This is a genomic window from Mesorhizobium sp. B3-1-8 (assembly GCF_006439495.1).
GTDB lineage: Bacteria > Pseudomonadota > Alphaproteobacteria > Rhizobiales > Rhizobiaceae > Mesorhizobium.
Window position 1 is genome coordinate 90,104 of record NZ_VFTK01000016.1, and the last position, 22,477, is coordinate 112,580.

19 protein-coding genes are annotated in these 22,477 nt (G+C 64.6%); 9 read left to right on the plus strand and 10 right to left on the minus strand.

Features of this window, described 5'->3' with window-relative positions:
- Positions 1-5: 5 nt before the first annotated feature.
- The 5 genes from FJ424_RS16630 to FJ424_RS16650 all read right to left on the minus strand — a co-directional run bounded on the left by FJ424_RS16630 (position 6) and on the right by FJ424_RS16650 (position 6,649).
- The gene (locus tag FJ424_RS16630) at positions 6-1,352 is read right to left on the minus strand and encodes an aspartate aminotransferase family protein (RefSeq protein WP_140656541.1); all 1,347 of its coding nucleotides are present in this window, start codon (positions 1,350-1,352) and stop codon (positions 6-8) included.
- Positions 1,349-2,467 carry a TIGR03364 family FAD-dependent oxidoreductase gene (locus FJ424_RS16635; protein ID WP_140656538.1) on the minus strand — a complete coding sequence of 373 codons (1,119 nt, stop codon included), beginning with the start codon at positions 2,465-2,467 and terminating at the stop codon, positions 1,349-1,351. The genes FJ424_RS16630 and FJ424_RS16635 overlap by 4 nt, the downstream gene beginning before the upstream one ends.
- Before the next feature lie 5 nt (positions 2,468-2,472).
- Positions 2,473-3,927 (minus strand): phosphonoacetaldehyde dehydrogenase, encoded by a 1,455-nt coding sequence (gene phnY, locus FJ424_RS16640; RefSeq protein ID WP_140656535.1) that lies wholly within the window; start codon positions 3,925-3,927, stop codon positions 2,473-2,475.
- A gap of 242 nt (positions 3,928-4,169) precedes the next feature.
- Entirely contained in the window at positions 4,170-5,426 is a 1,257-nt protein-coding gene (phnA, locus tag FJ424_RS16645) for a phosphonoacetate hydrolase (RefSeq protein ID WP_140651276.1), read from the minus strand.
- Positions 5,427-5,446: 20 nt separating this feature from the next.
- Complete coding sequence (locus FJ424_RS16650) at positions 5,447-6,649, minus strand: 2-aminoethylphosphonate--pyruvate transaminase (protein WP_140651274.1); 1,203 nt, start codon at positions 6,647-6,649, stop codon at positions 5,447-5,449.
- A 150-nt stretch (positions 6,650-6,799) separates the two neighbouring features.
- Here FJ424_RS16650 and FJ424_RS16655 point away from each other — a divergent pair, with 150 nt between their 5' ends.
- Positions 6,800-7,669: a LysR substrate-binding domain-containing protein gene (locus tag FJ424_RS16655; protein WP_140651273.1), complete on the plus strand. Its 870-nt coding sequence runs from the start codon at positions 6,800-6,802 to the stop codon at positions 7,667-7,669.
- A gap of 9 nt (positions 7,670-7,678) precedes the next feature.
- On the opposite strand, the gene FJ424_RS16660 is transcribed toward FJ424_RS16655, so the two are convergent.
- From FJ424_RS16660 to fghA, 3 genes are all read right to left on the minus strand, one after another.
- Entirely contained in the window at positions 7,679-8,971 is a 1,293-nt protein-coding gene (locus FJ424_RS16660; protein ID WP_246677272.1) for a sorbosone dehydrogenase family protein, read from the minus strand.
- 40 nt (positions 8,972-9,011) lie between these two features.
- The gene (locus tag FJ424_RS16665; RefSeq protein ID WP_140651269.1) at positions 9,012-9,464 is read right to left on the minus strand and encodes a DUF2231 domain-containing protein; all 453 of its coding nucleotides are present in this window, start codon (positions 9,462-9,464) and stop codon (positions 9,012-9,014) included.
- A gap of 166 nt (positions 9,465-9,630) precedes the next feature.
- Positions 9,631-10,464 carry an S-formylglutathione hydrolase gene (gene fghA, locus FJ424_RS16670; protein ID WP_140651267.1) on the minus strand — a complete coding sequence of 278 codons (834 nt, stop codon included), beginning with the start codon at positions 10,462-10,464 and terminating at the stop codon, positions 9,631-9,633.
- 323 nt (positions 10,465-10,787) lie between these two features.
- On the opposite strand from fghA, the gene FJ424_RS16675 reads away from it, so the two are divergent.
- The 8 genes from FJ424_RS16675 to FJ424_RS16710 all read left to right on the plus strand — a co-directional run bounded on the left by FJ424_RS16675 (position 10,788) and on the right by FJ424_RS16710 (position 19,610).
- The gene (locus FJ424_RS16675; RefSeq protein WP_140651266.1) at positions 10,788-12,284 is read left to right on the plus strand and encodes an aldehyde dehydrogenase family protein; all 1,497 of its coding nucleotides are present in this window, start codon (positions 10,788-10,790) and stop codon (positions 12,282-12,284) included.
- A 211-nt stretch (positions 12,285-12,495) separates the two neighbouring features.
- The gene (locus tag FJ424_RS16680; protein WP_140651264.1) at positions 12,496-13,998 is read left to right on the plus strand and encodes a sugar ABC transporter ATP-binding protein; all 1,503 of its coding nucleotides are present in this window, start codon (positions 12,496-12,498) and stop codon (positions 13,996-13,998) included.
- 35 nt (positions 13,999-14,033) lie between these two features.
- Positions 14,034-14,999, plus strand: coding sequence for an ABC transporter permease (locus tag FJ424_RS16685; RefSeq protein WP_226892199.1), 966 nt, complete (start codon positions 14,034-14,036; stop codon positions 14,997-14,999).
- Between the two features lie 4 nt (positions 15,000-15,003).
- Positions 15,004-15,987, plus strand: coding sequence for an ABC transporter permease (locus FJ424_RS16690; protein ID WP_140651263.1), 984 nt, complete (start codon positions 15,004-15,006; stop codon positions 15,985-15,987).
- Between the two features lie 88 nt (positions 15,988-16,075).
- Entirely contained in the window at positions 16,076-17,053 is a 978-nt protein-coding gene (locus FJ424_RS16695) for a sugar ABC transporter substrate-binding protein (RefSeq protein WP_140651261.1), read from the plus strand.
- Between the two features lie 73 nt (positions 17,054-17,126).
- Positions 17,127-17,924 carry an SDR family oxidoreductase gene (locus FJ424_RS16700; protein WP_181181962.1) on the plus strand — a complete coding sequence of 266 codons (798 nt, stop codon included), beginning with the start codon at positions 17,127-17,129 and terminating at the stop codon, positions 17,922-17,924.
- 10 nt (positions 17,925-17,934) lie between these two features.
- The gene (locus FJ424_RS16705) at positions 17,935-18,792 is read left to right on the plus strand and encodes a sugar phosphate isomerase/epimerase family protein (protein WP_210239422.1); all 858 of its coding nucleotides are present in this window, start codon (positions 17,935-17,937) and stop codon (positions 18,790-18,792) included.
- Positions 18,793-18,803: 11 nt separating this feature from the next.
- Complete coding sequence (locus tag FJ424_RS16710; protein WP_140651256.1) at positions 18,804-19,610, plus strand: SDR family oxidoreductase; 807 nt, start codon at positions 18,804-18,806, stop codon at positions 19,608-19,610.
- 173 nt (positions 19,611-19,783) lie between these two features.
- Here the strand turns inward: FJ424_RS16710 and FJ424_RS16715 are convergent, their stop codons facing one another.
- A complete protein-coding gene (locus FJ424_RS16715) occupies positions 19,784-21,475 on the minus strand; it encodes an extracellular solute-binding protein (protein ID WP_140651254.1) in 1,692 nt (563 codons plus the stop codon).
- Positions 21,476-21,563: 88 nt separating this feature from the next.
- Positions 21,564-22,472, minus strand: coding sequence for an intradiol ring-cleavage dioxygenase (locus FJ424_RS16720; protein WP_140651253.1), 909 nt, complete (start codon positions 22,470-22,472; stop codon positions 21,564-21,566).
- Positions 22,473-22,477: the final 5 nt, after the last annotated feature.

Sequence of the window (22,477 nt, forward strand, 5' to 3'; positions counted from 1 at the left end):
CGGGCTCACGCCGCCAGCACGGCGGCCTCGACGATGTCGAGCGCCTGGTCGAGATCGGCGCGCGCAATCACCAGCGGCGGCGACAGCGTCAGCACATTGCCCTGGCTGATCTTGAAGCTCAGCCCCTGGTCGAGGCAGCGATAATAGATCCGCTCGGCAAGAGCCCGCGCCGGGGCACGGCTTGCCTTGTCCTCGACCATCTCGACGCCGAACATCAGCCCCCTGCCCCTGGCGTCGCCGACGAATGGCGAGCGCCGCATGAGGTCGTTCATACGCGCCAGCGCATGGGCGCCAAGTTCGGCCGAGCGCTCGACCAGGCCTTCCTCGCGGACAATGGCGATGGTGGTCAGCGCGGCGCGCGCCGTCACCGGGTTCTTCTCATGCGTGTAGTGGCCGATCGCATAGTCGCCGGCGACGTCGAGATCGCGCCGCGCGATCACCGAGGCGATCGGCAGGATGCCGCCGCCGAGCGACTTGCCGAGCACGATGATGTCGGGCGTCACGCCGTCATGCTCGGAGGCGAAGAATTTTCCGGTCTTGCCGAGGCCGGTCGGGATTTCGTCGAAGATCAACAGCGTGCCGTGTCGGTTGCAGGCCTCGCGCACTGCCTTCCAGAAGCCAGGCGCCGGCACCAGCGGCGTCGCGCGCATCGGCTCGGCGATGAAGGCGGCGAAATCGCCCTCGCGCCCCAGCACGTAAGCGATCATGCTGGCGCACGCGCGCGCCGAATCCTCCAGCGAATTGGTGCCGTACGGGCAATTATTGGGCGCCCAGGGCGCAACATGCTCGGCGCCGGGCAAAAGCGGCCCGGCGATGCCGGAGCGGAAGGTCGCCTCGCCGCCGACGCTGGAAGCGCCGAAACCGGCGCCATGAAACGCGTCCCAGAACGACAGCGTCTTGAACCGGCCGGTGGCGGCGCGCGCCAGCTTCAGCGAGACCTCGATCGCGTCGGAGCCGCCCGTCGTGAACAGCACCTTGCCGAGGTCCCCCGGCGCCAGCTTGCCGAGCGTCTCGGCAAGCTCGACCGCCGGCTCGCAAGTGAAGCGGCGCGGCGAGAACGGCAAATCATCCATCTGCTTGGCGATCGCTTCCTTGAGTCGCGGATGGCCGTAGCCGATATGGTGGACGCTGTTGCCGTGGAAATCCATGTAACGGCGTCCGGCCGTGTCCTCGATCCAGATGCCTTCCGCCTTGGCGATGGCCGAGACGCAGGGGCTGGAAAGACTCTGGTGCAGGAAGGCGTCGGCGTCGCGACGCAAAAGCTCCTGCGAAGGCGCGTGGCTCTGCCTCGCGCTCCATTCCTGTCGGGCGGCGGCCTTGTTGGATTCGCCTTCGGTATGGATGAGCGTCATTGGCCGAACAACTCCGTTATGGTCTCCTCGCCAAGCCCGAAGCCGGTGCTGGCGCCGGTGCCGCTAGTGACGATCACCAGCCGCACGTCTTCATGCGGGGTGTCGCGCAGCATGGCATTCTTCGCTGAAGCGTAATATCCCGTCCAGCGCGCAAGCACGTTCGGCACCGTGCCGAACAATGTCTTGAATTCATCGAGGATCAATTGGTCGACGGCTTCCGATCCGAACGGATCGAGCGTGAGCCCGTAATGATGGGAGTCGCCGACGACCAGCGAACCGTCCGCGCTCTGCACGACGATCAGGTGAACGCCGTTGGCCAGCGCGGCTCCGCGCTGCTCGCCCAGCTTGCTTCGCAACACGGAGGCCTCAGGAAGGCCGGCGAAACCGCCATAGCGCAACAGGCTGAGATCGGACATCAGCGCCGACTGGAGCCGGAAACCGGGGGCGGCCAGCCGCAGCATCTGGAGCTTGCAGCGCTGCACGCCGTGCTTGCCGATCAGTTCCGGATAAAGCGAGCTGAAATCGTCGCCGGGACAGACGACGACCTTTTGCGCATGGACACGTCCCGCGCTGGTTTCGACGAAGGGCGGCGCGATCTCGGTCACTGACACGCCGGTGCGGAACACGACGCGGAACTTCTCAGCCAGGAACGACGCCAGCCGCGGCAGCACCTCGCGGGACTCCACGCGCAACTCGAACGGGCTGTAGAGCCCGCCGATGATTGCTTTCTCGTCAAGGCCGGCCTGCTGCGCGACCACTTGTCGAGCGGTCAGAAGCCCGCACGCGCTGCCATGCTCGCCGGACTTGAACGTCTCCAGCAGGGCCAGTGCTTCCGGCCGCTGCGCCACGATCAGCTTGCCGCGGTGCAGGATCTCAATGCCCGCCTCATTCGACAGCTCGAGCCAGATCTCGCGGCTGCGTTCCGCCAGCCGGCGCGACGGGCCCGACTCCTGTCCCGTGACGACGACGAGGCCGAAATTGCGGATTGAGGCGCCACTCGCTTTCTGGTCGCGATCGATGACGATGACGCGCAAGCCGCGGCGCGCCGCCGCAAGAGCATGAGCCAGCCCAAGAATGCCGGAGCCGACCACGGCAAGGTCGAAACTGTCCTTCACGACGCTTACCAAGGCAAGGAGAAGGTCTTGACGTTGGTGTAGCTCTTCATCGCCTCGATGACACCTTCCTTGTAGCCGTTGCCCGAATCCTTGATGCCGCCGAACGGGCTCATCTCGATGCGGTATCCCGGCACTTCCCAGATGTTGACGGTGCCGACCTTGAGGCCGGTTATGTATTTCTGCATGCGGCGGAAGTCGTTGGTGCAGACGCCCGACGACAGGCCGAAGGCCGTGGAGTTCGACAACGCGATCAGCGCCTCGTCATCGTCCGGCGCGCGCACGATCGGCACGATCGGCCCAAAAGTTTCCTCCATCACCAGCTCGGACTGGTGCGGCACGCGGTCGACGACGATCGGCGGCAGCAACGCGCCCTTGCGGCCGGGATTGTAAAGCACCTCGGCGCCTTGCTCGGCCGCCATGTGGACACGGCTTTCGAACAGCGCCGCAGCCTTCTCGTGCACCACCGTGCCGAGCTGCGTTGCCGGGTCGCGCGGATCGCCGAAGCGGATCGCCTTGGCACGCTCCAGCACCATCGGCACGAAACGATCGGCAACCTTTTCCTGCACCAGGATGCGCTTCACTGCCGTGCAGCGCTGGCCGGAATTCTTGGTGGCGCCCGCGACAGCCAGATCGGCGGCCTTCGCCAGATCCTCGTCCGAAAGATCGTTGAGGATGATCAGCGGATCGTTGCCGCCGAGCTCCAGCACCTGGCGCTTGTAGCCGGCCTTCGACGCGATCATCTTGCCGACCGGCACGCCGCCGGTGAAGGTGATGAGGTCGATGTTGGGGTTGGCGATCATCTCGTCGCCGATATCGGCGGGCCAGCCCGTGACGACCGAAAGCATTTCGGGCGGCAGCCCGGCCTCGTAGAGGATGTCGGCCAGCATCAGCGCGGTGATCGGCGTCAGCTCGGTCGGCTTGACCACCACGCAATTGTTGGTGGCGATCGCCGGCGCCACCTTGTGCGACACCATGTTGAGCGGATGGTTGAACGGGGTGATCGCCGAGATCGCGTTGAGCGGCTCGCGGATGGTGAAGATCTTGCGCTGCTTGCCATGCGGGGTGAGATCGCAGGAAAATATCTGCCCGTCGTCCTGGATGGCCAACTGACCGCTGAGGGTAAAAACGTCGAACGCGCGACCGACCTCGTAGAGCGAATCCTGCTTGGAGATGCCGAGCTCCAGCGTGATGAGGTCCGACAGCTCGTCCTTGCGGGCATTGAGCAGCTCGGCGGTCCTGAGCAGGATCTTCTGCCGCTCGTAGCGCGTCAGCTTCGGCTGGTAGGCAGCCGCGATCTCGAAGGCGCGCCTGGCATGCTCCGCCCCGCCCGCGGGCACCGTGCCGATGACGGTATCGTTCCAGGGGAAGCGCACTTCCAGCCTCTGCTCGGCGTCGACCTTCTCGCCGGCGATGCGCATCGGTTCGTGGCGGACTTTGATGGCGGGATCGAGTTGGGTCATGGGTTGGTTCCAGTCTTGGATACGTCGCGGGGTCGACCCCCCACTCCGGCCTTTCGGGCCACCTCTCCCCCGATCGACGGGGGAGAGGAAATTAGTCGGCGTCGGCGCTTGATCCTTGGCAGTCCAAACCCTCCAGCCCAAAGCGCCGCCTAATCGACTGGGCGCCTTTCCTCTCCCCCGTCGATCGGGGGAGAGGTGCCGAGCGAAGCTCGGCGGAGTGGGGGTCGACCGCCACGCCCAACTCAACCCAGCGCGGCCGCCATCGTCGCGTAGTAGAAGGCGTCGAAGTTGCGCAGAACCGGCTCGTTCGGCAGGTCCGGCAGCACGCGGTTGACGATGAAGGGCACCTCCTGCTCGGTCAGCCCGCCATGCGAGCGCAATGGCTCGTCGAGCGCGGCCAGATTGTGCCGGTGTTCGGACGTGCCGATCGTCTTGTTCTCGCCCGAGATCAGGATGATGTCGCCCATGCGGTCCTCGGGCAGTTCGAAGCGGGCGCAGCCTTCCTCGCGGCCGAGCACCAGGATGATGTCCTCGACCTTACGCAGCTTTTTCATCACCGCCTCGCGGTCCGCGCCTTTGGGAAGGTAGGCGGTGGCGAAGGAGCCCAGCGCCCCATGATGCACGACATAGGGGTCGGTGATCGGCAGGATGACACGGGCGGCGTCCTTGCCCAGCCATTCGTCGAGAAGGTCTTGCACATAGACCACGTTGGGCGAGCCGTCGGCATGGTGCTTCGGCTTCATGCCGTGGTCGGCCGTGACGACGATCGCCGCGCCCAGCGCATCCAGCTGCGCCAGGTATTTGTCGAACATCTCGTAGAAGGCGTTGGCCTGGGGCACGCCCGGCGCGTATTTGTGCTGCACGTAGTCGGTGGTGGTAAGATACATCACGTCCGGCCGGAACTCCTTCAGGAGTTGCACGCCGGCGGCGAAGACGAATTCCGAAAGCTCCGCGGAATAGACCTCGGGTACTGGCAGGCCGAAATGCTTCGACGCGTTGTCGATGCCGTGCTCGGCTTTCGTCGTGGTGTCGGACCTCTCGGCCGAGAAGCACATCGCCCGGCCGTCGTCGAACTTCAGTCCCTTGCCGAGCAGCGCCCTGAGCTTGTCCTTGGCCGTCACCACCGCCACCTTGGCGCCTGCATCGTAGAAGGTCTGGAACACCGTCGGCGCGCGCAGGAACTTCGGGTCGTTCATCATCACCTCCTCGCCCGTCTCCGGGTTGTAGAGGTAGTTGCCGCAGATGCCGTGCACAGCTGGCGGCCGGCCGGTGGCGATCGACAGATTGTTGGGGTTGGTGAAGCTCGGGATCACCGAATGGGCGAAGCGCACCGTGCCCTTCTTCTTGATCTTTTCGAGCGCTGGCATCAGTCCGGCATGAATAGCCTCGTCGAGATAGGCCGGCTCGCAGCCGTCGAGGCAGATGGCGATGGCCGGCACGCGCGGCCAGGCATAGGAACGGCCGTTGGCCGTGACGTTGACGGGAGACATCTGGTTCATCGGAAATCCTCAAAAGACCTTCAGGCGGCGAGCTTGGCGCGCTCGGCGATAGCGGCGGGGGACGGGGCGGCGGTGTCGACGCCCATTTCGTTCAGCGACTGGGAGGCTGCTTCGACCACACGGCGCATGACATGCTCGTCCATCTGGCCGATGCAGCCGATGCGGAAGGAGTCCACGACCGTGAGCTTGCCCGGATAGATGATGAAGCCCTTGTCCTTCATCAGTTCGTAGAACCTGTCGAAGGCGAAGTTCGGATGCGCAGGGTTGAAGAAGGTGACGATGATCGGCGACAGCCAGCGATCCTTGAGCAACGTCTCGAAGCCGAGCGCGCGCATGCCGGCCACCATGACGTCGCGGTTCAGCGTATAGCGCGCGCCGCGGCCGGCGACGCCGCCTTCCGCCTCGTGCAGGCGCAGCGCCTCGAGGAAGGCCGCGACGACATGCGTCGGCGGCGTGTAGCGCCACTGCCCGGTCTTGTTCATGTTCGCCCATTGCGCATGGACGTCGAGCGACAGCGAATGGCTGCGTCCCTTCGCGGCCTCCAGCTCGCCCTTGCGGGCGATGACGAAGCCGAAACCCGGCACGCCCTCGATGCATTTGTTGGCCGACGACACCATCGCCTCGTATCGGATCTCGTTGACGTCGAGCGGGATGGCGCCGAACGCGCTCATGGAATCGACCAGCAGCTTGCGGCCGTTGGCATAGACAGCCTCCGATATCTCGGCGACCGGGTTGAGGATGCCGGAACTGGTTTCGCAATGGATGGCGATGACATGGGTGATGGCGGGGTCGGCCTCGAGAGCCGCCGCGACCTCTTCGCTGCGCGGCGGCAGATAGTCGCCCTTGTCGATCAACGTGTAGGCGCGGCCGATATACTGCATGGTTTGCGCCGCGCGCAGACCGTAGGCGCCGTTGGCTAAAACCAGGACCTTGCCATCCCTGGGAACGAATGAACCGAGCATGGCTTCGACGCAGAACGATCCGCTGCCCTGCATCGGCACACAGTCGAACTCGTCACGGCTGTCGCCGGTGAGCGCCAGCAGGCGGCGGCGAAGCTCGGCGGTCATGGCGCGGAAATCACCGTCCCAGGAGCCCCAGTCGCGCAGCATCGCCTGCTTGACCGCGTAGGCCGTGGTGAGCGGGCCGGGCGTCAGCAGATAAGGTTCGCCGAGTGCCGGCCCATCCAGCGGCTTGGCCGCCGCAAGTTTCATCTCAGCGAGCATGCTGCCCTCCCACTTCGATCCTGTCATCGGAATATGACAGTCATTCTCGGCCGGTAGGACATATTTGTAAAATCGTTATTTTGTATTGATGTATCGATCTGATTGATGATAACAGCCTGACGCTCAGGCGCCAATACGGGAACCACGCGAATGCGTTATGTCCAACTCAGAGCATTTCATCAGGTGGCCATTTCCGGCGGCTTCTCGCGTGCGGCGGAGGCGCTTTTCCTGACCCAGCCGGCGATTTCGGACCAGGTGCGCAAACTGGAGGAAGAATATGACGTGCTCCTGTTCAACCGGAACAAGAAGCAGGTCACGCTGACCACTCAGGGCCAGAGGCTGCTCGAGATCACCCACCGCATGTTCGAGACCGAGCAGCAGGCGCTCGAACTTTTGACCGAATCGCGCGCGTTGCGCTCCGGCACGTTGCGCATCGTTGCCGACGCGGCGCACCATCTGCTGCATATCCTTGGCGCCTTTCGCGCCCGCTACCCCGGCGTCCAGGTGTCCGTGCGCTCCGGTAACACGGAAACCGTGATCAGCAGCCTTTACAGCTATGAAGCCGATATAGGCGTTCTCGGCGAAATGCCGGCGGGACGCGATTTCGAGATGCTCAAACTCAACTCGACGCCGATCACCGCCTTCGTCTCCGCCGAACACCCGTTGTCGGACAGGAAATCGCTGACACTCGGACAGCTCGCGCAGGAACCGCTCGTGATGCGCGAGCGCGGTTCGAAAACGCGCAAGAAGCTGGAAGACCTTGCCGCGGCTTCGAATGTCGAGCTGAAGCCCGCCATCGAAGCGGAAGGCCGTGAGGCCGTGCGCGAGATCGTCGCCTCCGGAGCCGGCGTCGGTTTCGTCTCGGCGGCCGAGTTCGGCCACGACTCGCGGCTGGTGCCGATCACAATCGACGCGCCGGAGACGCTGATGGACGAAGCGCTGATCTGCCTGCGCGAGCGCAGCGGCGGCAAGCTCGTGCGGGCCTTCCTCGACATGGCCCGCTCGATGTCCGGGGATTGAGCCAGGTTCCTACGTGGAGCCGGGTGCCGCGGCGGTGACCCGCCACACCGTGTTGCCGACATCGTCGGCAATCAGCAGGGCGCCCGATTTATCGACGGCAACGCCGACCGGGCGGCCCCTCGCCTCGCCCTTGTCGTTGAGGAAGCCGGTGACGACGTCCTGCGCCATGCCGTTAGGATGCCCGCCGCTGAACGGCACGAAGACCACCTTGTAGCCGTTGAAGCGGGAGCGGTCCCAACTGCCATGCTCGCCGACAAAGGCGCCGCCGCGATAGGATTGCGGCAGGTTGCTTGCGGTGTAGAAGGCAAGCCCGAGCGGCGCGACATGCGAGCTCAGCGCGTAGTCCGGCGGGATGGCCTTCGCCACAATGTCCGGCCGCTGCGGCATCACGCGCGGATCGACATGCTGGCCGTAGTAGCTGTAGGGCCAGCCATAGAAAGCGCCGTCCTTAACCGAGGTCATGTAGTCCGGCACGAGATTGGGCCCGAGTTCGTCGCGCTCGTTGACCACCGTCCAGAGCGCCTTGCTTTCAGGTTCGAACGACAGGCCGTTGGGGTTGCGCAACCCGCTGGCGAAAATGCGCCAGCGGCCGGTGGCGCGGTCGACCTCCCAGATCGCGGCGCGGTCCTTCTCGGCCTGGATGCCGTTCTCGGTAATGTTGGAGTTCGAGCCGACGCCGACATAGAGCAGCGCACCGTCGGGACTCGCCACCAGGCTCTTCGTCCAGTGATGATCGATCGGCCCGCCCGGCAGTTGCGTCAGCACCTTGCCCGGCGCCGTGATCTTGGTGTCGCCCGGCTGATAGGGATAGCGCACGATCGCGTCCGTATTGGCGACATAAAAGTCGTTGCCGACCAGCGCCACGCCGAAGGGCGAGTTGAGATGGTCGAGGAACACGCCCTGGTAGTCCGGCTTGCCGTCGCCATTGGTGTCGCGCAACAGGGTGATGCGGTTGCTCGGCCCGGTGTCGCCGCCGGAAGTGACCCAGTTCTCGACCCAGCCCATGACGATGTCCTTGGGCCGCTTGACGGATGCTTCGGTCGGCGCCGTCGATTCCACCACCAATATGTCGCCATTGGGCAGCACGTAAAGCGAGCGCGGATGCTGAAGCCCCTTAGCCATCGCCTCGATCTGCAGGCCCTGCGCGACGGTCGGCTTTTCGTCGTTTTTCCACCCGACCACCGAGGCCAGATGCATCGGCGGGAACAGGTACTGGTTTATCTCCGGCAGTTTCGGATTCGGGCCGATCTGCGTGTTCGGGTCGGTGTTGTCGTCGCTGCAGCCGGCAACGCCCACGGCCATTGCGCAGCAAAGCGCCGCGGTCGTCCATTTGATCGCGCTGTCAGACCGTCTCATCGGCCACTCCTACATGATGGCGATAGACCAGCCCCCAGCCGAGCCAGCCGGTGAAGATCAGGATGATCACCACCAGCGCCGACAGGATCAGCCCGGTTGGCACGACGGACGTCCAGGCATCGCGGGTGTGGATGAGCATGTTGAAGAAGGACAAAACAAGCGCGACGAGATTGCCGGCCATATGCAGCCATGCCGTCGGCTGAGCGCGTATCTTGCGGTCGCCAAGAAAGTCGGTAAGCCCCGCGATGGCGGCCAGAATACCGACGATGACACCGACGGTTACAAGCCAGGCCGAAAAATTGGCCCAGGTCATTTCGGCTGTCTGCCAATAGACGATATCGGTGAGCAAGGTCCCGACGAAACAGGCGATCGGGATGGTGACGAGCATCGGATGGATGGGATGGCCAGCTATGCTTGCCGTGGATTGCGGATTTTCCATCAGGAAGCTCCTTTCCGCGCTGCTGCCAGGATGTAACAGCGCGAAAAGACGAATGTTCCGCCGGAAATTCTCGCGCTCACCAGAAGGTGAATGCCCGATGGTCAGCCATGGCTGACGCGGAATAGACCATTCCAGCGCGGCCGGGCGCGCATTTTACGGAAGATAATCAAGCCAGCCGCGCGGCATGCCACTTCAGGTGATCGTCCATGAAAGTCGAGATGAAATTGTAGGAATGGTCGTAGCCGTCCTGCATGCGCAGGGTGAGGTCGATGCCCGCCTTCTTGCAGGCCTCTTCGAGCAGCCATGGCCGAAGGCCGTCCTGCAGGAAGCCGTCGGCCGTGCCCTGGTCGACGAGGAATTCCGGAAAACGCTTGCCGTCCTCGATCAGCAGCGTGGCATCATAGGCCCGCCAGCTCTTCTCGCCCGGCCCGAGATATTTTTCGAAGGCCGGCCGCGACCAGCCGGCCGTCGACGGTTGCACGATCGGCGCGAAAGCCGAGCAGCTCCGGTAGCGTTGCGGATTCTTGAGCGCGATCGTCAGCGCGCCATGTCCGCCCATCGAATGGCCGAAGATGGCCTGGCGTGCCATGTCGACCGGGAAGTTGGCGGCAATCAGCGCCGGCAGTTCCTCGGTGATGTAGGAATACATGCGATAGTTTTTCGCATAGGGCTCCTGCGTTGCATCGAGGTAGAAACCGGCGCCGCAGCCGAACTGCCAATTGTCCTTCTCGTCGGGAACGTCAGGTCCACGCGGGCTGGTATCCGGACACACGATGACGAGCCCAAGCTCGGATGCCAGCCGCCGGTACTCGCCCTTGTCCATGACGTTGGCATGCGTGCAGGTGAGGCCCGACAGGTACCACAGGACCGGGAGCGGCCCGTCCTTGGCCTGGGGCGGCGCGAAGACGGCGAAGGTCATGTCGCAGGCGCAGACCTCGGAAGCGTGGGAATAGACACCCTGGATACCGCCATGCGATTTGGAGGTGGAAACGACCTTCATCGGTTCTGCCTTTCGTCTGGAAATATCGACCGGCATAACCGCCGGCCGGGCCTGGCGCAACCTTGCACCTTGCAAAACTGTCGGGCGATGGAAGAGGCCGCCGCCGGTTAGCCTGCCGGACCGACACAGGCCTGTGCCACCGGCAGCCGCCCAATACCGACTGGGACCAGATCGGGCTTCGCTGCAAAGCTCTCCATTGTCGATGCATTGCCGACGGAGAAGACGCGCGTTGTCCGATTATCTGAACGCCCTTTTAGCTTTCCTTGTTTGAGGTCGCCGGCAGCCGGAGTAATAGTCGCGTCGGAATTCGTGAGGAGGAGACGATGACCCTGAACTTCGACCCGAGGGCGAAGGCCACCACGCTCTACCATGGCGAATTCCGGCCGATGTTCGTTGGCGGCAAGTGGATCGCGGCGCAATCCGGTGAGGAGATGCAGGCGCTGAACCCGGCGACGGGCGAAGTGCTGGCAACCGTGCCGCGCGGGTCGGCCGCCGACATCGACGCGGCGGTGGCCGCGGCGCGCGCGGCCTTCGAAGGCCCCTGGTCAAAATTCTCGCCTTACGAGCGGCAATGCGTGCTTTTGCGGATCGCCGACCTGTTCGAGAAACATTGGGAAGAGCTCAGCGTCTCCGACACGCTCGACATGGGGTTGCCAATCACCCGCACGCTGGCCAACCGGCGCCGGGTCATCGGCATGCTGCGCTTCTATGGCGGCATGGCGACCGCGCTGCATGGCGAAGCGATCGACAATTCGATCCCCGGCGAGATCGTCACCTTCACCCGGCGCGAGCCGGTCGGCGTCGTCGGCGCGATCATCCCCTGGAATGCCCCGACCGCCGCCTCGATCTGGAAGATCGCGCCGGCCCTGGCGACCGGCTGCACCATCGTGCTGAAGCCGTCGGAGGATGCATCGCTGACGCCGCTCCTGATCGCACGGTTGATGCAGGAAGCCGGCGTGCCCGACGGTGTCGTCAACATCGTCACCGGAACCGGCGCCGAGGCCGGCGCGCGGCTTGCCGAGCATCCCGACGTCAACAAGATCGTCTTCACCGGCTCGACGCTGACCGGCCAGGCCATCGCCCGCGCCGGCGTCGCCAACCTCAAGCGCGTCTCGCTGGAGCTTGGCGGCAAGTCGCCGATCATCGTCTGCCGCGACGCCGATATCGACAAGGCCGTGCCGGTCGCGGCGATGGCGGTGTTCGTGCATTCCGGCCAGATCTGCATTGCCGGCTCACGCCTGTTCGTGGCGCGCGAGATCCATGACGAATTCGTGCGCCGGGTCGCCGAGTTCGCCGGCAAGCTGCGCATCGGCCACGGCATCGAGGCGGAAACCGAGATCGGGCCGCTGATCAATGCGAGGCAGGCCGGCAAGGTGGAAGGCTACATCAAGGCCGGCAACGACGAAGGCGCCAGGCTGGTCGCCGGCGGCTCAAGGCTGACGGGCGAGCTCTATGACGGCGGCAACTTCATCGCGCCGACCGTCTTCGGCGCGGTGTCGGACAAGATGACCATCGCGCGGGAAGAGATCTTCGGGCCGGTCATCTCGGCGATGCCCTTCGACACGCTGGATGAGGTCGTCGCACGCGCCAACGCGACGCCTTACGGACTCGCGGCCGGCATATTCACCACCAATCTCGGCACCGCGCACAAGCTCGCCCGCCGCGTCAAGGCCGGCTCGGTCTGGGTCAACATGTATCACGCCATCGACCCGGCCGTGCCGTTCGGCGGCATGAAGATGTCAGGCTACGGGCGCGAGGGCGGCGTCGAGCATCTGCACGAGTATCTGGAGACCAAGGCGGTCTGGATCCAGACCGACTAAAGAAGACGCTCCGTAGACCTGCTCGCCAGCTCGCGCAGATCAGATTCATCGGTTGCTCCGAGATGGAGTGCTGCACATAGCCCGCGCGGTAACGATGCGCTGGCAGGACCGAAAGTCCAATATGGACCATTTACCCCCGACCCCCGGCGAACTTGTCGTTTAAGCCTTTTGGCACCGCTCGGAGGCGCGGTGTTGGGAGGTTTCACGAGCTATGCAAGCCGTTCTCACGGTCACGAACTTGCGCAAGTCGTTCGGCGGGGTCCATGCGCTGAAAGGCATCGACTTCGATCTTCACGCCGGCGAGATCCATGCTCTTTGCGGCGAGAACGGCGCCGGCAAGAGCACGTTGGTGCGTATGATTGCCGGCCTCATGCCGCCTGACGAGGGCGAGATCCGCGTCGGCGGGCATTTGCTGCGGCCCGGCGAGCTTACCAACCCGAAGCTCGTTTCCGTCGTCTATCAGGAGCTGTCGATCATTCCGCATCTGTCCGTGCTGGACAATGTGCTTCTCGGCGATCCCGATATCTCCCAGCTCTACATCCGCGCCCGCTACAGGGCGCGTGCACGCGAGACGCTGGATCAGCTCGGGCTGTCCGATATTCCGCTCAACCTCGAGGCCGGAATCCTGTCGATCGCCGAGCAGCAGCTCCTCGAAATCTGCCGCGCCGTGATGCGCGGAGCGCGCGTGCTCATCCTCGACGAACCGACCGCGAGCCTTTCCGACGCCGAGATCCAGCGGGTCTTCGCGACGGTGCGCTGGCTGCGCGCCAAGGGAACGGCCGTCGTCTATATCAGCCATCGCCTGCCGGAGATCTTCGCCCTCACCGATCGCACGACCGTGTTCCGGAACGGACAGCGCATCCTGACGAAACCGACCGCGCAATGGACCAATGACGAGCTCGTCACCGAGATGATCGGTCGCGAGGTAACCTCGGCGCATGCAACGCGCGACCGGGCCGGGCCCAAGGCGGCGACGGTGATCGAGCTTGCGGGACTTGGCGTCGCGGGAAAATACCGCCCCGTCGATCTTGCCTTCCGCGCCGGCGAGATCGTCGGCGTCATCGGTCAGTTGGGCTCCGGCGCCAATGCGCTGGTCGAAACGCTGGCAGGCCTGGAGCGGCGTTATGCCGGCACGATCAGGGTCGACGGCTCTTCGGTCGAGGTCACTTCGATTGCGGCGGCGAGCCGTGCCGGTATCGCCTATGTCTCGGAGGACCGCGCCGGCAAGAGCCTCTTCCTCGGAGCCCCCATCGAGGTCAACCTCACAGCGGCGATCCTTGACCGCCTCAACCGCTTCGGCGTGCTGACGCTTGCCGATGCGCGCAGGCAGGCGGGCGAGCTTGCCCGCCGGTTCCAGATCGACGTCCGCCGGCTGCCGGCTGCGGCGTCGACGCTTTCGGGCGGCAACCAGCAGAAAGTGGCTATCGCCAAGTCGGTCGCGCTCTCGCCCAGGATCCTGGTGCTCAACGAGCCGACACGCGGTGTCGATGTCGGCGCCCGCACCGAAATCTACCGCGAAATCCAGGCGCTCGCCCGCGAGGGGTTGGTCGTCCTGTTCTTTTCGACGGACCTGGAAGAGATCCGGGAGCTGTCGCAGCGCGTGATCACAGTCTTCCGCGGCGAGATCGTTCGCGACCTGCCGGTCGAGGAGACGACCATGGATTCCATCCTGGGCGACGTCGTCCGCGGTCCGGACATCGGGAGGGCGGCATGAGCATCAACGGCAATATAAGGAGCGGAGGCAGGGCCTTGGTCGGATTCGACGCGGCGGCGCTCGGCGCCAGCCTGATGCGGCCGGAGCGCATCCAGTCCACCGCGGTGTGGGCAGCCACGGTGCTGTTCGCCTTGTGGGCAACATTCACCATTCCCGGCTTTTCCTCCGGCGCCAATGTGTCGGCGATCATGTACTCCACGTCCGCGGTCGGCATCGCCGCGGTCGGCATGGCGCTGATCACGCTTTCCGGCAATCTATTCATGCTGTCGATGGGCGCGACGGCCGCCGTCTCCACCATTCTCTTTGCATCCTTCCTGCATTTCGGCCTGTTCGCGAGTGTGATCCTGGTGGTCCTGATCGGCGGGCTGTTCGGATTGGCCCAGGGTATCGCTGTCGGCCTGTTCCGCACCAATCCGATCATCACCACGATAGCGATGGCTTCGATCATCACCGGCGCCGGCTCGTTCTATTCCGGCGGCCTGACGGTCGTGGGCCAGGGAGACGCGAGCTGGCTCGGGGTCGGACGGACCCTCGGCCTGCCCAATCAGATCCTGCTCTTCCTGTTGGCGGCGATCGTGCTGAGCTTCATCGTCGAGCGGACCCGCTTCGGCCGGGAGCTTCGCCTGATCGGGCTGAACCCGAAGGCCGCCAGCTTCACCGGCCTGCGCGTCGGGCGTACTTTGGTGCTCGCCTACATGTTTGCAGCCATGGCTGCGGCCTTTGCCGGCGCGCTCTATGGCTCGCAGGCGGCGCAGGGCAACCTCAAGCTCGGCGCGGGGCTGGATTTCGACGCGATCGCCGCCGTGCTCGTCGGTGGCGTGGCGATCAAGGGCGGCCAGGGCCGGATACTCGACGCGGCGATCGGCGCCGTGTTCCTGGCGATGATCTCCAACATCCTTTTGCTCAAGGGCCTGTCGCTGGAGATCCAGCTCATCGTCAAGGGCCTGGTGGTGATCGGCTCGGTGATCCTCGGCGCGCTGGCGCTCGGCTTCAGGAGGTAAGACCATGGCCGCGATCCGCAAGTCGAAGATGATCTCCGGCGCGACGCTGCTGCGCCTTGTCCTTCTCGCCGCTCTCGTCGCCGCCTTCGCGATCTGGAATCCGGCTTTTATCAGCGGCCGCAATCTCTATGCCCTCATGCAGTCCTTCGCGCTGCTTGGCATGGTCGCGCTCGGCCTGTCGTTGACGATGATTGCCGGCGAGTTCGATCTGAGCGTCGGCTCCATGGTCGCCGTGGGCGGCCTGATCACGCTCGTCATCGGCGCCGGCAATCTCGTCCATGGCATGGTCGCCGCGCTGGCGTTCGCCGTGCTTGTCGGCTTGGTCAATGCCTTCGTGATCAGCCGCTTCAAGGTGTCGTCGCTCGTTGTCTCCGTCGGCTCGATGATGGCGCTCTCCGGCTTCGCCTTCTGGCTCGCCGGCGGCAAGGTCATCAGCACCGACAATTTCGACCTCGGCATGGCCCTGGACGATCCGCTGCTGACCGTCCTTTCCTGGCGCAGCGTCGTGACGCTTGCCGCTTTCCTGCTCGTCGGCCTGTTCATGCACTACACGCTGATGGGACGCGACATCCGCGTCGTCGGCAGCAAGCCCCAGGTCGCGGCGGCGAGCGGCGCCAGGGTCGGCCGCTCGCTGGTGATCGTCTTCGTGCTTTCCGCCGCCACGGCCGCGCTCGCGGGAAGCCTGCTGTCGATGAGCCTCGCCAGCGCCGCGGCGACCACCGGCAGCACGCTGATGCTGCAGGCCGTCTCGGCCGCGATCGTCGGCGGCGTCGCCCTCAGCGGCGGCTCCGGCACACCCGCGCATGTCCTGCTCGGATCGCTGATCCTGACGGTGATGAACAATGGACTGAGTCTGATCGGCATGGGGGCGACGGGGATACTCTTCGCCAACGGCCTCGTGCTGATGGGGATCGTGCTGCTCGACGGTCAGTTGGGCGCATGGATGAGCGAACGGCTCGCAATGTCGCGGGCTGTGCATTCCGCCTAGCGGAAACACCGACGGATCCTTGCAACGCCGCCGAGCCGATCGGCGGTGCGGGGGAACGTGCAACCTTGAAACGGGAGGAGTAACCAAAATGAACTTCGCAAAACTCACCAAACTTTTGCTGGCGACCACGGTCGTCGGAGGACTGATGGCGCCGGGAATGGCCTTCGCCGCGGCCAAGGGCGCGAAGGTGATCCTGCTGACGGTCACGGAAGAATGCGAATATTGCGCGCTCCACCAGCGCGCCTTCAAGGAGGTCGCGGCCGCCGCGGGCATCGATCTCGAGGTCAAGATCAACAACTACGACGCCGCCGAGCAGGCCTCGCAGGTCGACCAGGCGATCGCCCAGAAGCCGGACGCGATAGTGCTCTGGCCCGCGGATGCGAGCGCCATCGTGCCGTCGCTGCGCAAGATCAAGCAGGCCGGCATCCCGCTGGTGATCACCAACTCGCGGCCGGACGAGAAATATTCGCAATTCTGGGACGTCTTCACCGGCCCGTCGGACATCGGCAACGGCGAGTCCGCCGGCGAAGCCATGATCAAGGGTTTCGCCGACAAGAAGCTCGGCAGCGACGGCAAGGTCTTCATCGTCGAGGGCGTTCCCGGAACACCGCCTCAGATCCAGCGCTCGCAGGGCTTCGAGGATGTCCTGGGCAAGAAGGCGAGCGGCATTCAGGTGGCCGGCAAGCAGAACGGCAACTGGGACCAGACCAAGGCGACGGATGCCGCCGCCGCCCTCTTTACCCAGCTCGGCTCAAGCGTGAAGGGCGTCTATGCGCAGGCCGACAACATGATGTCAGGCGTGATCGTCGCCGCCAAGCGCGCCGGCATCGATCCGGCAAGCCTGGTCCTGGTCGGCTCCAACTGCTCGATCGAGGGCGTCAACCAGATCAAGGACGGCACGCAATACGCCACCGTCCTGCAGTCGCCGATCGACGACGGCAAATATGCCGCGCAGGCTGTCGCCGATCTCCTCGACGGCAAGAAGGTGGAGAAGCAGATCTTCCTGCCGCACGAGATCATCACCAAGGCCAACGTCGCCGACTGCAACGCCGCGCTCGGCCGCTGATTATCCGCATCCGAGGCACGGCGGCCCGCCGCCGTGCCTCACCCTTCCCGACGTCAGAAAAGAGGAATACCCCATGGCCACGGAGCCAGTCTTTAGCAACGCCTTGCCGGACCTTGTCGTGGTCTCCGGAACGGCTTCTGGTCTTGGTACTAACATTGCCCGGCTGCTGACCGACAGCGGCGTGCGCACGATCGGCGTCGATCTCGCGCCGGCGCCCGAGAGCCTTGCAAGCGAACGCTATTCGCATGTCCGGGGCGACGTTACCGACGAGACGACCTGGGCCGGCATCACGGACATGATCACCAGGGAAAATCCTGGAACGCTTGGCCTCGTGACGTCGGCGGCCATGCTGAATGTCGGCACCATCCTCGAATTCGACAAAGCGGCGATGGAAAGGACCATGTCGGTCAATTTCATCGGCACGGCGCTCGCCTTTCGCGCCATGCTGCCGTTGATGACCGCGCGCGGCGGCGGCCCGATCGTGGCGGTCGCCAGCATCGACGCGACCTTCGCCGAGCAGCAGCTTGCCGTCTACGCCGCCTCGAAGGGCGCGGTCCGCCAGCTTACCCGCACAGTTGCGATGGACCATGCGCGCCAGGGCATACGCGCGAACGTGCTGAGCCCCGGGCCGATGCTCGCCGGCCTCTTCGAGCGGCACATGAAATCCGCCAACGATCCGGACCGCTTCCTCGCCGCGCGCGCCAACCGCCAGCCGGCCGGCCGCATCCTTGATCCGGCCGAGGTCGCCCGCGCCGGCCTCTTCCTGCTTTCTGACGCCTCCACTGCGCTCAATGGCGCCGAGATCATCGCCGACGGCGGCCTGACGACCAGCTTCGATTTCCGCACCGGATCGGAAGGCGCCTCGGTCTGAGGAGAACATGATGAGCAAACCCATTGAACTCGTTGCCGCCTACTGGACCATCTCCGGCGACGTCTATCCGTTCGCGCCGAACGAGATCAGCCCCTTTCCGTTCGCCCGGCGTGTCGAGGCGGCGGCCAGGGCCGGATACAAGGGCGTCGGCCTGATCCATGCCGATCTGCAGGCGACGCGCGAGAAGATCGGCCTGAAGGAGATGCGCCGCATCCTCGACGCCAATGGCATGCCGCATGTCGAGCTGGAGTTCATCACCCACTGGTTCGCGTCCGGCGCCCTGCGCGCCGCATCGGACAAGGTTCGGCGCGAGCTCTTCGAGGCGGCGGAGACGCTCGGCGCCCGCGACGTCAAGATCGCGCCGGAATTCGATGCCGACACGATCGACCTTGGGCAGGTCACGGACAGCTTCGCCGCGATCTGCGACGACGCCGCCCGTTACGGGACCAGGATAGCGCTGGAGGTGATGCCGTTCTCCAACGTGCGCACCCTGGAAACCGCGCGCGCCATCGTCGAAGGCGCGGCGAAGGCCAATGGCGGCCTGCTGCTCGACATCTGGCATGTCGGCCGCGGCGGCATCCCCTACGAAGCCGTGGCCGCCGTGCCGAAGCAATATGTCGTCTCGGTCGAGCTCGACGACGCGGATGAGAAGGTCGTCGGCACGCTTTGGGAAGACACGATCTACGAACGCCGGCTCTGTGGCGAGGGCGTGCTCAATCCACCCGCCTTCATCGACGCGATCCGCAAGACCGGCTTCGATGGCTTCTACTCGGTCGAAGTGATCTCAAAGAGGCATCGCGTGCTGCCGCTCGAAGAGGCGGCGCGACGCTCGTTCGAAACCACCATGGCGCAATTCGCCGCAAGATAGGGAGGATCAAAATGGAAACCAATCTCAAGGGCAAGGTGGTGCTGATCACCGGGGCGGCGAAGGGCATCGGCCGCGAAACGGCGATCGCGTTCGGCCGCGAGGCAAGCCGCGTGGCGCTTTTCGACATCGACGAAGCGGCCCTCGCCGAGACGTCGGCCGCGGTCACGGCTGCCGGCGGCACGGCCGCGACGTTCAAGGCCGACCTTTCCTCGGCAGATGATATCGAGAAAAAGGTGACGGCCGCCATCGCCCATTTCGGCGGCACTGTCGACGTCCTCGTCAACAATGTCGGCGCCGGCGCGGTGCGGACCTTCGACCAACTGACCGACGCCGAGTGGGACAAGACCTTCTCGCTCAACTTCATGAGCTATGTCCGCACGACGCGCGTCGTCCTGCCGGTCATGCGCAAGCAGGGACACGGCGCGATCGTCAACAACGGCTCGGACCTTGCGCGCCAACCGGAAGGCGTTCCGATCGACTACTCGGCGTCCAAGGCGGCGGTGCTCGCCCTGACCAAGGGTCTGGCGCGCACCGAAGGCGCCAACAACATCCGCATCAACGCCGTGGCTCCCGGCCCGATCTGGACGCCGTTCTGGACCCAGCCCGGCGGCTTTGCCGAAACCATGGGCAAGTTTCACAATATGGAGCCGCAGAAGGCCGTCGAGCACGAGATGTCGCTGCGCCAGCTGCCGCTCGGTCGCCTCGGCAAGCCGGAGGAAGTGGCCAACGTCATCGTCTTCCTGGCCTCCGATCTCGCCTCCTTTGTCACCTCCTCCGTCTGGGGCGTGGATGGCGGCTCGATACGGGCGATCGCCTAAAGCAATTCCCGGAAAAGTGTGAGCGGTTTTCCGTCCGGAATTGCGTCAAAACAAAGAGATTTCAGGAGAACCGCACTGCGGTTCTCCTTTGGAATTGCGCAAAAACAAGGAGTTGCAGCAGGCGATTCCATCAAACGCTGAACTGCTTCAAGGCGCGTCGCAAGAAAACGGATTCAGCCGACGCGGTCGACGATCCGCTCGATGCGGTCCTGGGCGTCTTTCAGGGCCACTCGGTCGGATTTGCGGCCGGAAAGCGCGTCGTGAACCTCCTCGCCGATGATGCGCTCCATGCCGGTGTAGAACGGCACCGGCGGGCGCTGCCAGTTGCGCAGCAGATTGCGGTTGGCGAGGCTGCCCACGAAGCGCACGAGCTGCGAGCTGCCGATCGCCTCCGGATCCGCGCTGACCGAGAAACGCGGCGCGACGGGAAAGCCGTTCTTCACATGCTCCTTCATGGCCTCGCGCGATGCCATCCAGGCAAGCGCTTCGGCCGCGAGCGGCAGACGCTTCGGGTCGATGTTGGAAGGAATGCACAACAGGAACCCGCCGATCGGCGAGGTGTTGGTGCCGCCCGGTCCTGAAGGCTGCGGAACGTAGGCGACGCGGCGTTTGACGGCGGAGCGGACTTCGGCCTCGAACTGGGCGGCGCGCATCGTCCAGACATAGCCCATCGCGCTCTGGCCGCGCAGGAAGACCGCGCAGGAATCGTCCCAATGCGCCTCGAGCGCGCCGGGCTGGGCGATCTCCAGCATGCGATGCATGTAGTCGAGCGCCAGAAGGCCGGCTTCGCTGTCGATCTGCGGCCGCATATGCTGCGCATCGAGATTTTCGGTGGAATAGCCCGTCGGCGTGCGGCGGATCGACAGCACGGTCTGGCCGCAGCAGCCGAGGAAGAACATGAAGCTCGATGCCAGCGGCCGGTGCGCCGCGTTCCAGGCGATGCCGTAGCGTTCCGCGGCCGGATTGTGGAATGCGCGCCCGGCGCTGATGACGTCGTCGAAGGTGCGCGGCAGCGACAGCCCCTCGCTTTCGAAGAGATCCGACCGGCAGGCCAGCACCTCTATCGTGCAATAGATCGGCACACCGTATTCGACGCGCTGCCAGGTCGTCGTCGACCAGATCGACGGATGGAAATCCATCGGGTTGATGCCGGATTCGCGGATCGTCTCGCCGATCGGCAGGACAAGTCCCTTGCTCGCGAATTCTCCGAGCCAAGGCATGTCGATCGCGATCATGTCGTAGGCCGAGATGGTGCGCGCGCCGTTCGCCAGGCCCTCCCGGTAAAGATCGTTCTGATGCACCAGCTTGAAGCTCTTGGCACTCGCCAGATTGTTGCGGAAGTCCGACCACGTGTTGCGCATGGCGGCGAAGTAATTGTCGTCGTTCAGCAGGAACTGCAGCTCGACGCCTTTCGTGACCCTGTTGGTCAAAAGGTTGATCGGTGGAATGATCGGACTGCCGCGCTGCGGCGCGCCGAAATAATAGTCGGCCTCATGCTCCTCATTGTTGCGGCCGCCGACGATCTCGGCGATCAGGGCTTTTGTCTCCGCCGCATAATTGACGGCGAGGTTCGAGAGGCGTGCCGTCGGGTGAAGCGTGAAGCGCTTGGCCGTTTCGGAAGCCGCCCGCCTTTCGATCAATCCGCCGTCGATCATGCCCTGGATGCGCCGGATCGCGGTGCCGTGAGGGAGATTGGAGACCAGCGCGAGCTTGCTGATCGTCACCGGATAGCCCTCGAGCTCCGAGCGCATGAGGTAGTGGATGATGCGCCAGGCGGCCTCGTCCTCGACATCGGTGACGCCGAGGAAAGGTCTGCGCAGGCGATCCACGAAATCATAGACGCGCAGGAACTCGTGATCGTTCATCCGAACATTCTCCTTCCAGCGCGGAAGGATACGCCGATCAGGCGGCTCGACGCCAGCTTTTGTCCAATTTGGACGAAACTGCCCAGCTTCAAGTTCCGGCGGTCTTGGGAGCCAGGACGAAATCCCACTCGACGGACCAGAACGGAGCGTCGAAACCGAGCTCGTGAGCTTTTTTCGGGTTGGTGACTTTGGTGAAATCGGCGATCAGCGAATCCTTCACGCCGAAGACCGCGTCCTCGGCGAGGTAGCGGCAATCGGGCGCGAAGATGTGGGTGATGACGGGATCGTAACCCGGCGCGCTGACGATGTAGTGCACATGCGCCGCGCGGTTCGGATGACGCCCGAGCGCGGCGAGCATCTTTCCGACCGGTCCGTCGTCGGGGATCGGATAGTAGCGCGGCTTGACCGAACGATACCAGTACTCGCCCTTGTCGTTGGCGGTGAAGACCCCGCGCAGGTTCCAGTCGGGCTGAACGTCCTTCTGCTGGACGTCGTAGAAGCCGTCGTCATTGGTCTGCCAGACGTCGATCAGCGCGCCGGCGATCGGCTTGCCTTGCGTGTCGAGCACGCGACCGCGCACCACCATCGGCTCGCCTTTGCCGTCGAGGCAGATGTTAGCGCCGTGCTCGTAGCGCGGGGCCTCCGGCACATAGAACGGTCCGAGGATGGTGTTTTCCGTGGCGCCGTTCGGACGCCGGTGATTGATCGCGTCGACAAGCATCGAAACGCCGAGCGTATCGGAAAGAAGGATGAATTCCTGCCGCCAGTCGGAGCACATCTTGCCGACATCGGTGAGGAACTTGATGCCTTGCAGCCACTCCTCATGCGTCGGCTCGATCTCCTTGATGGCGGCGTGCAGGTGCTTCACCAGCACGCCCATCACCTGCCGCAGGCGCGGGTCGACATCCGGCCCCATGCGCGCGTTGACCACGTCGACCGAGGTCTCTTCCTCGAAATAGGGATATTTCGGTCGAGCGGCGTCTGCGGTGCCTGTCATGGCGA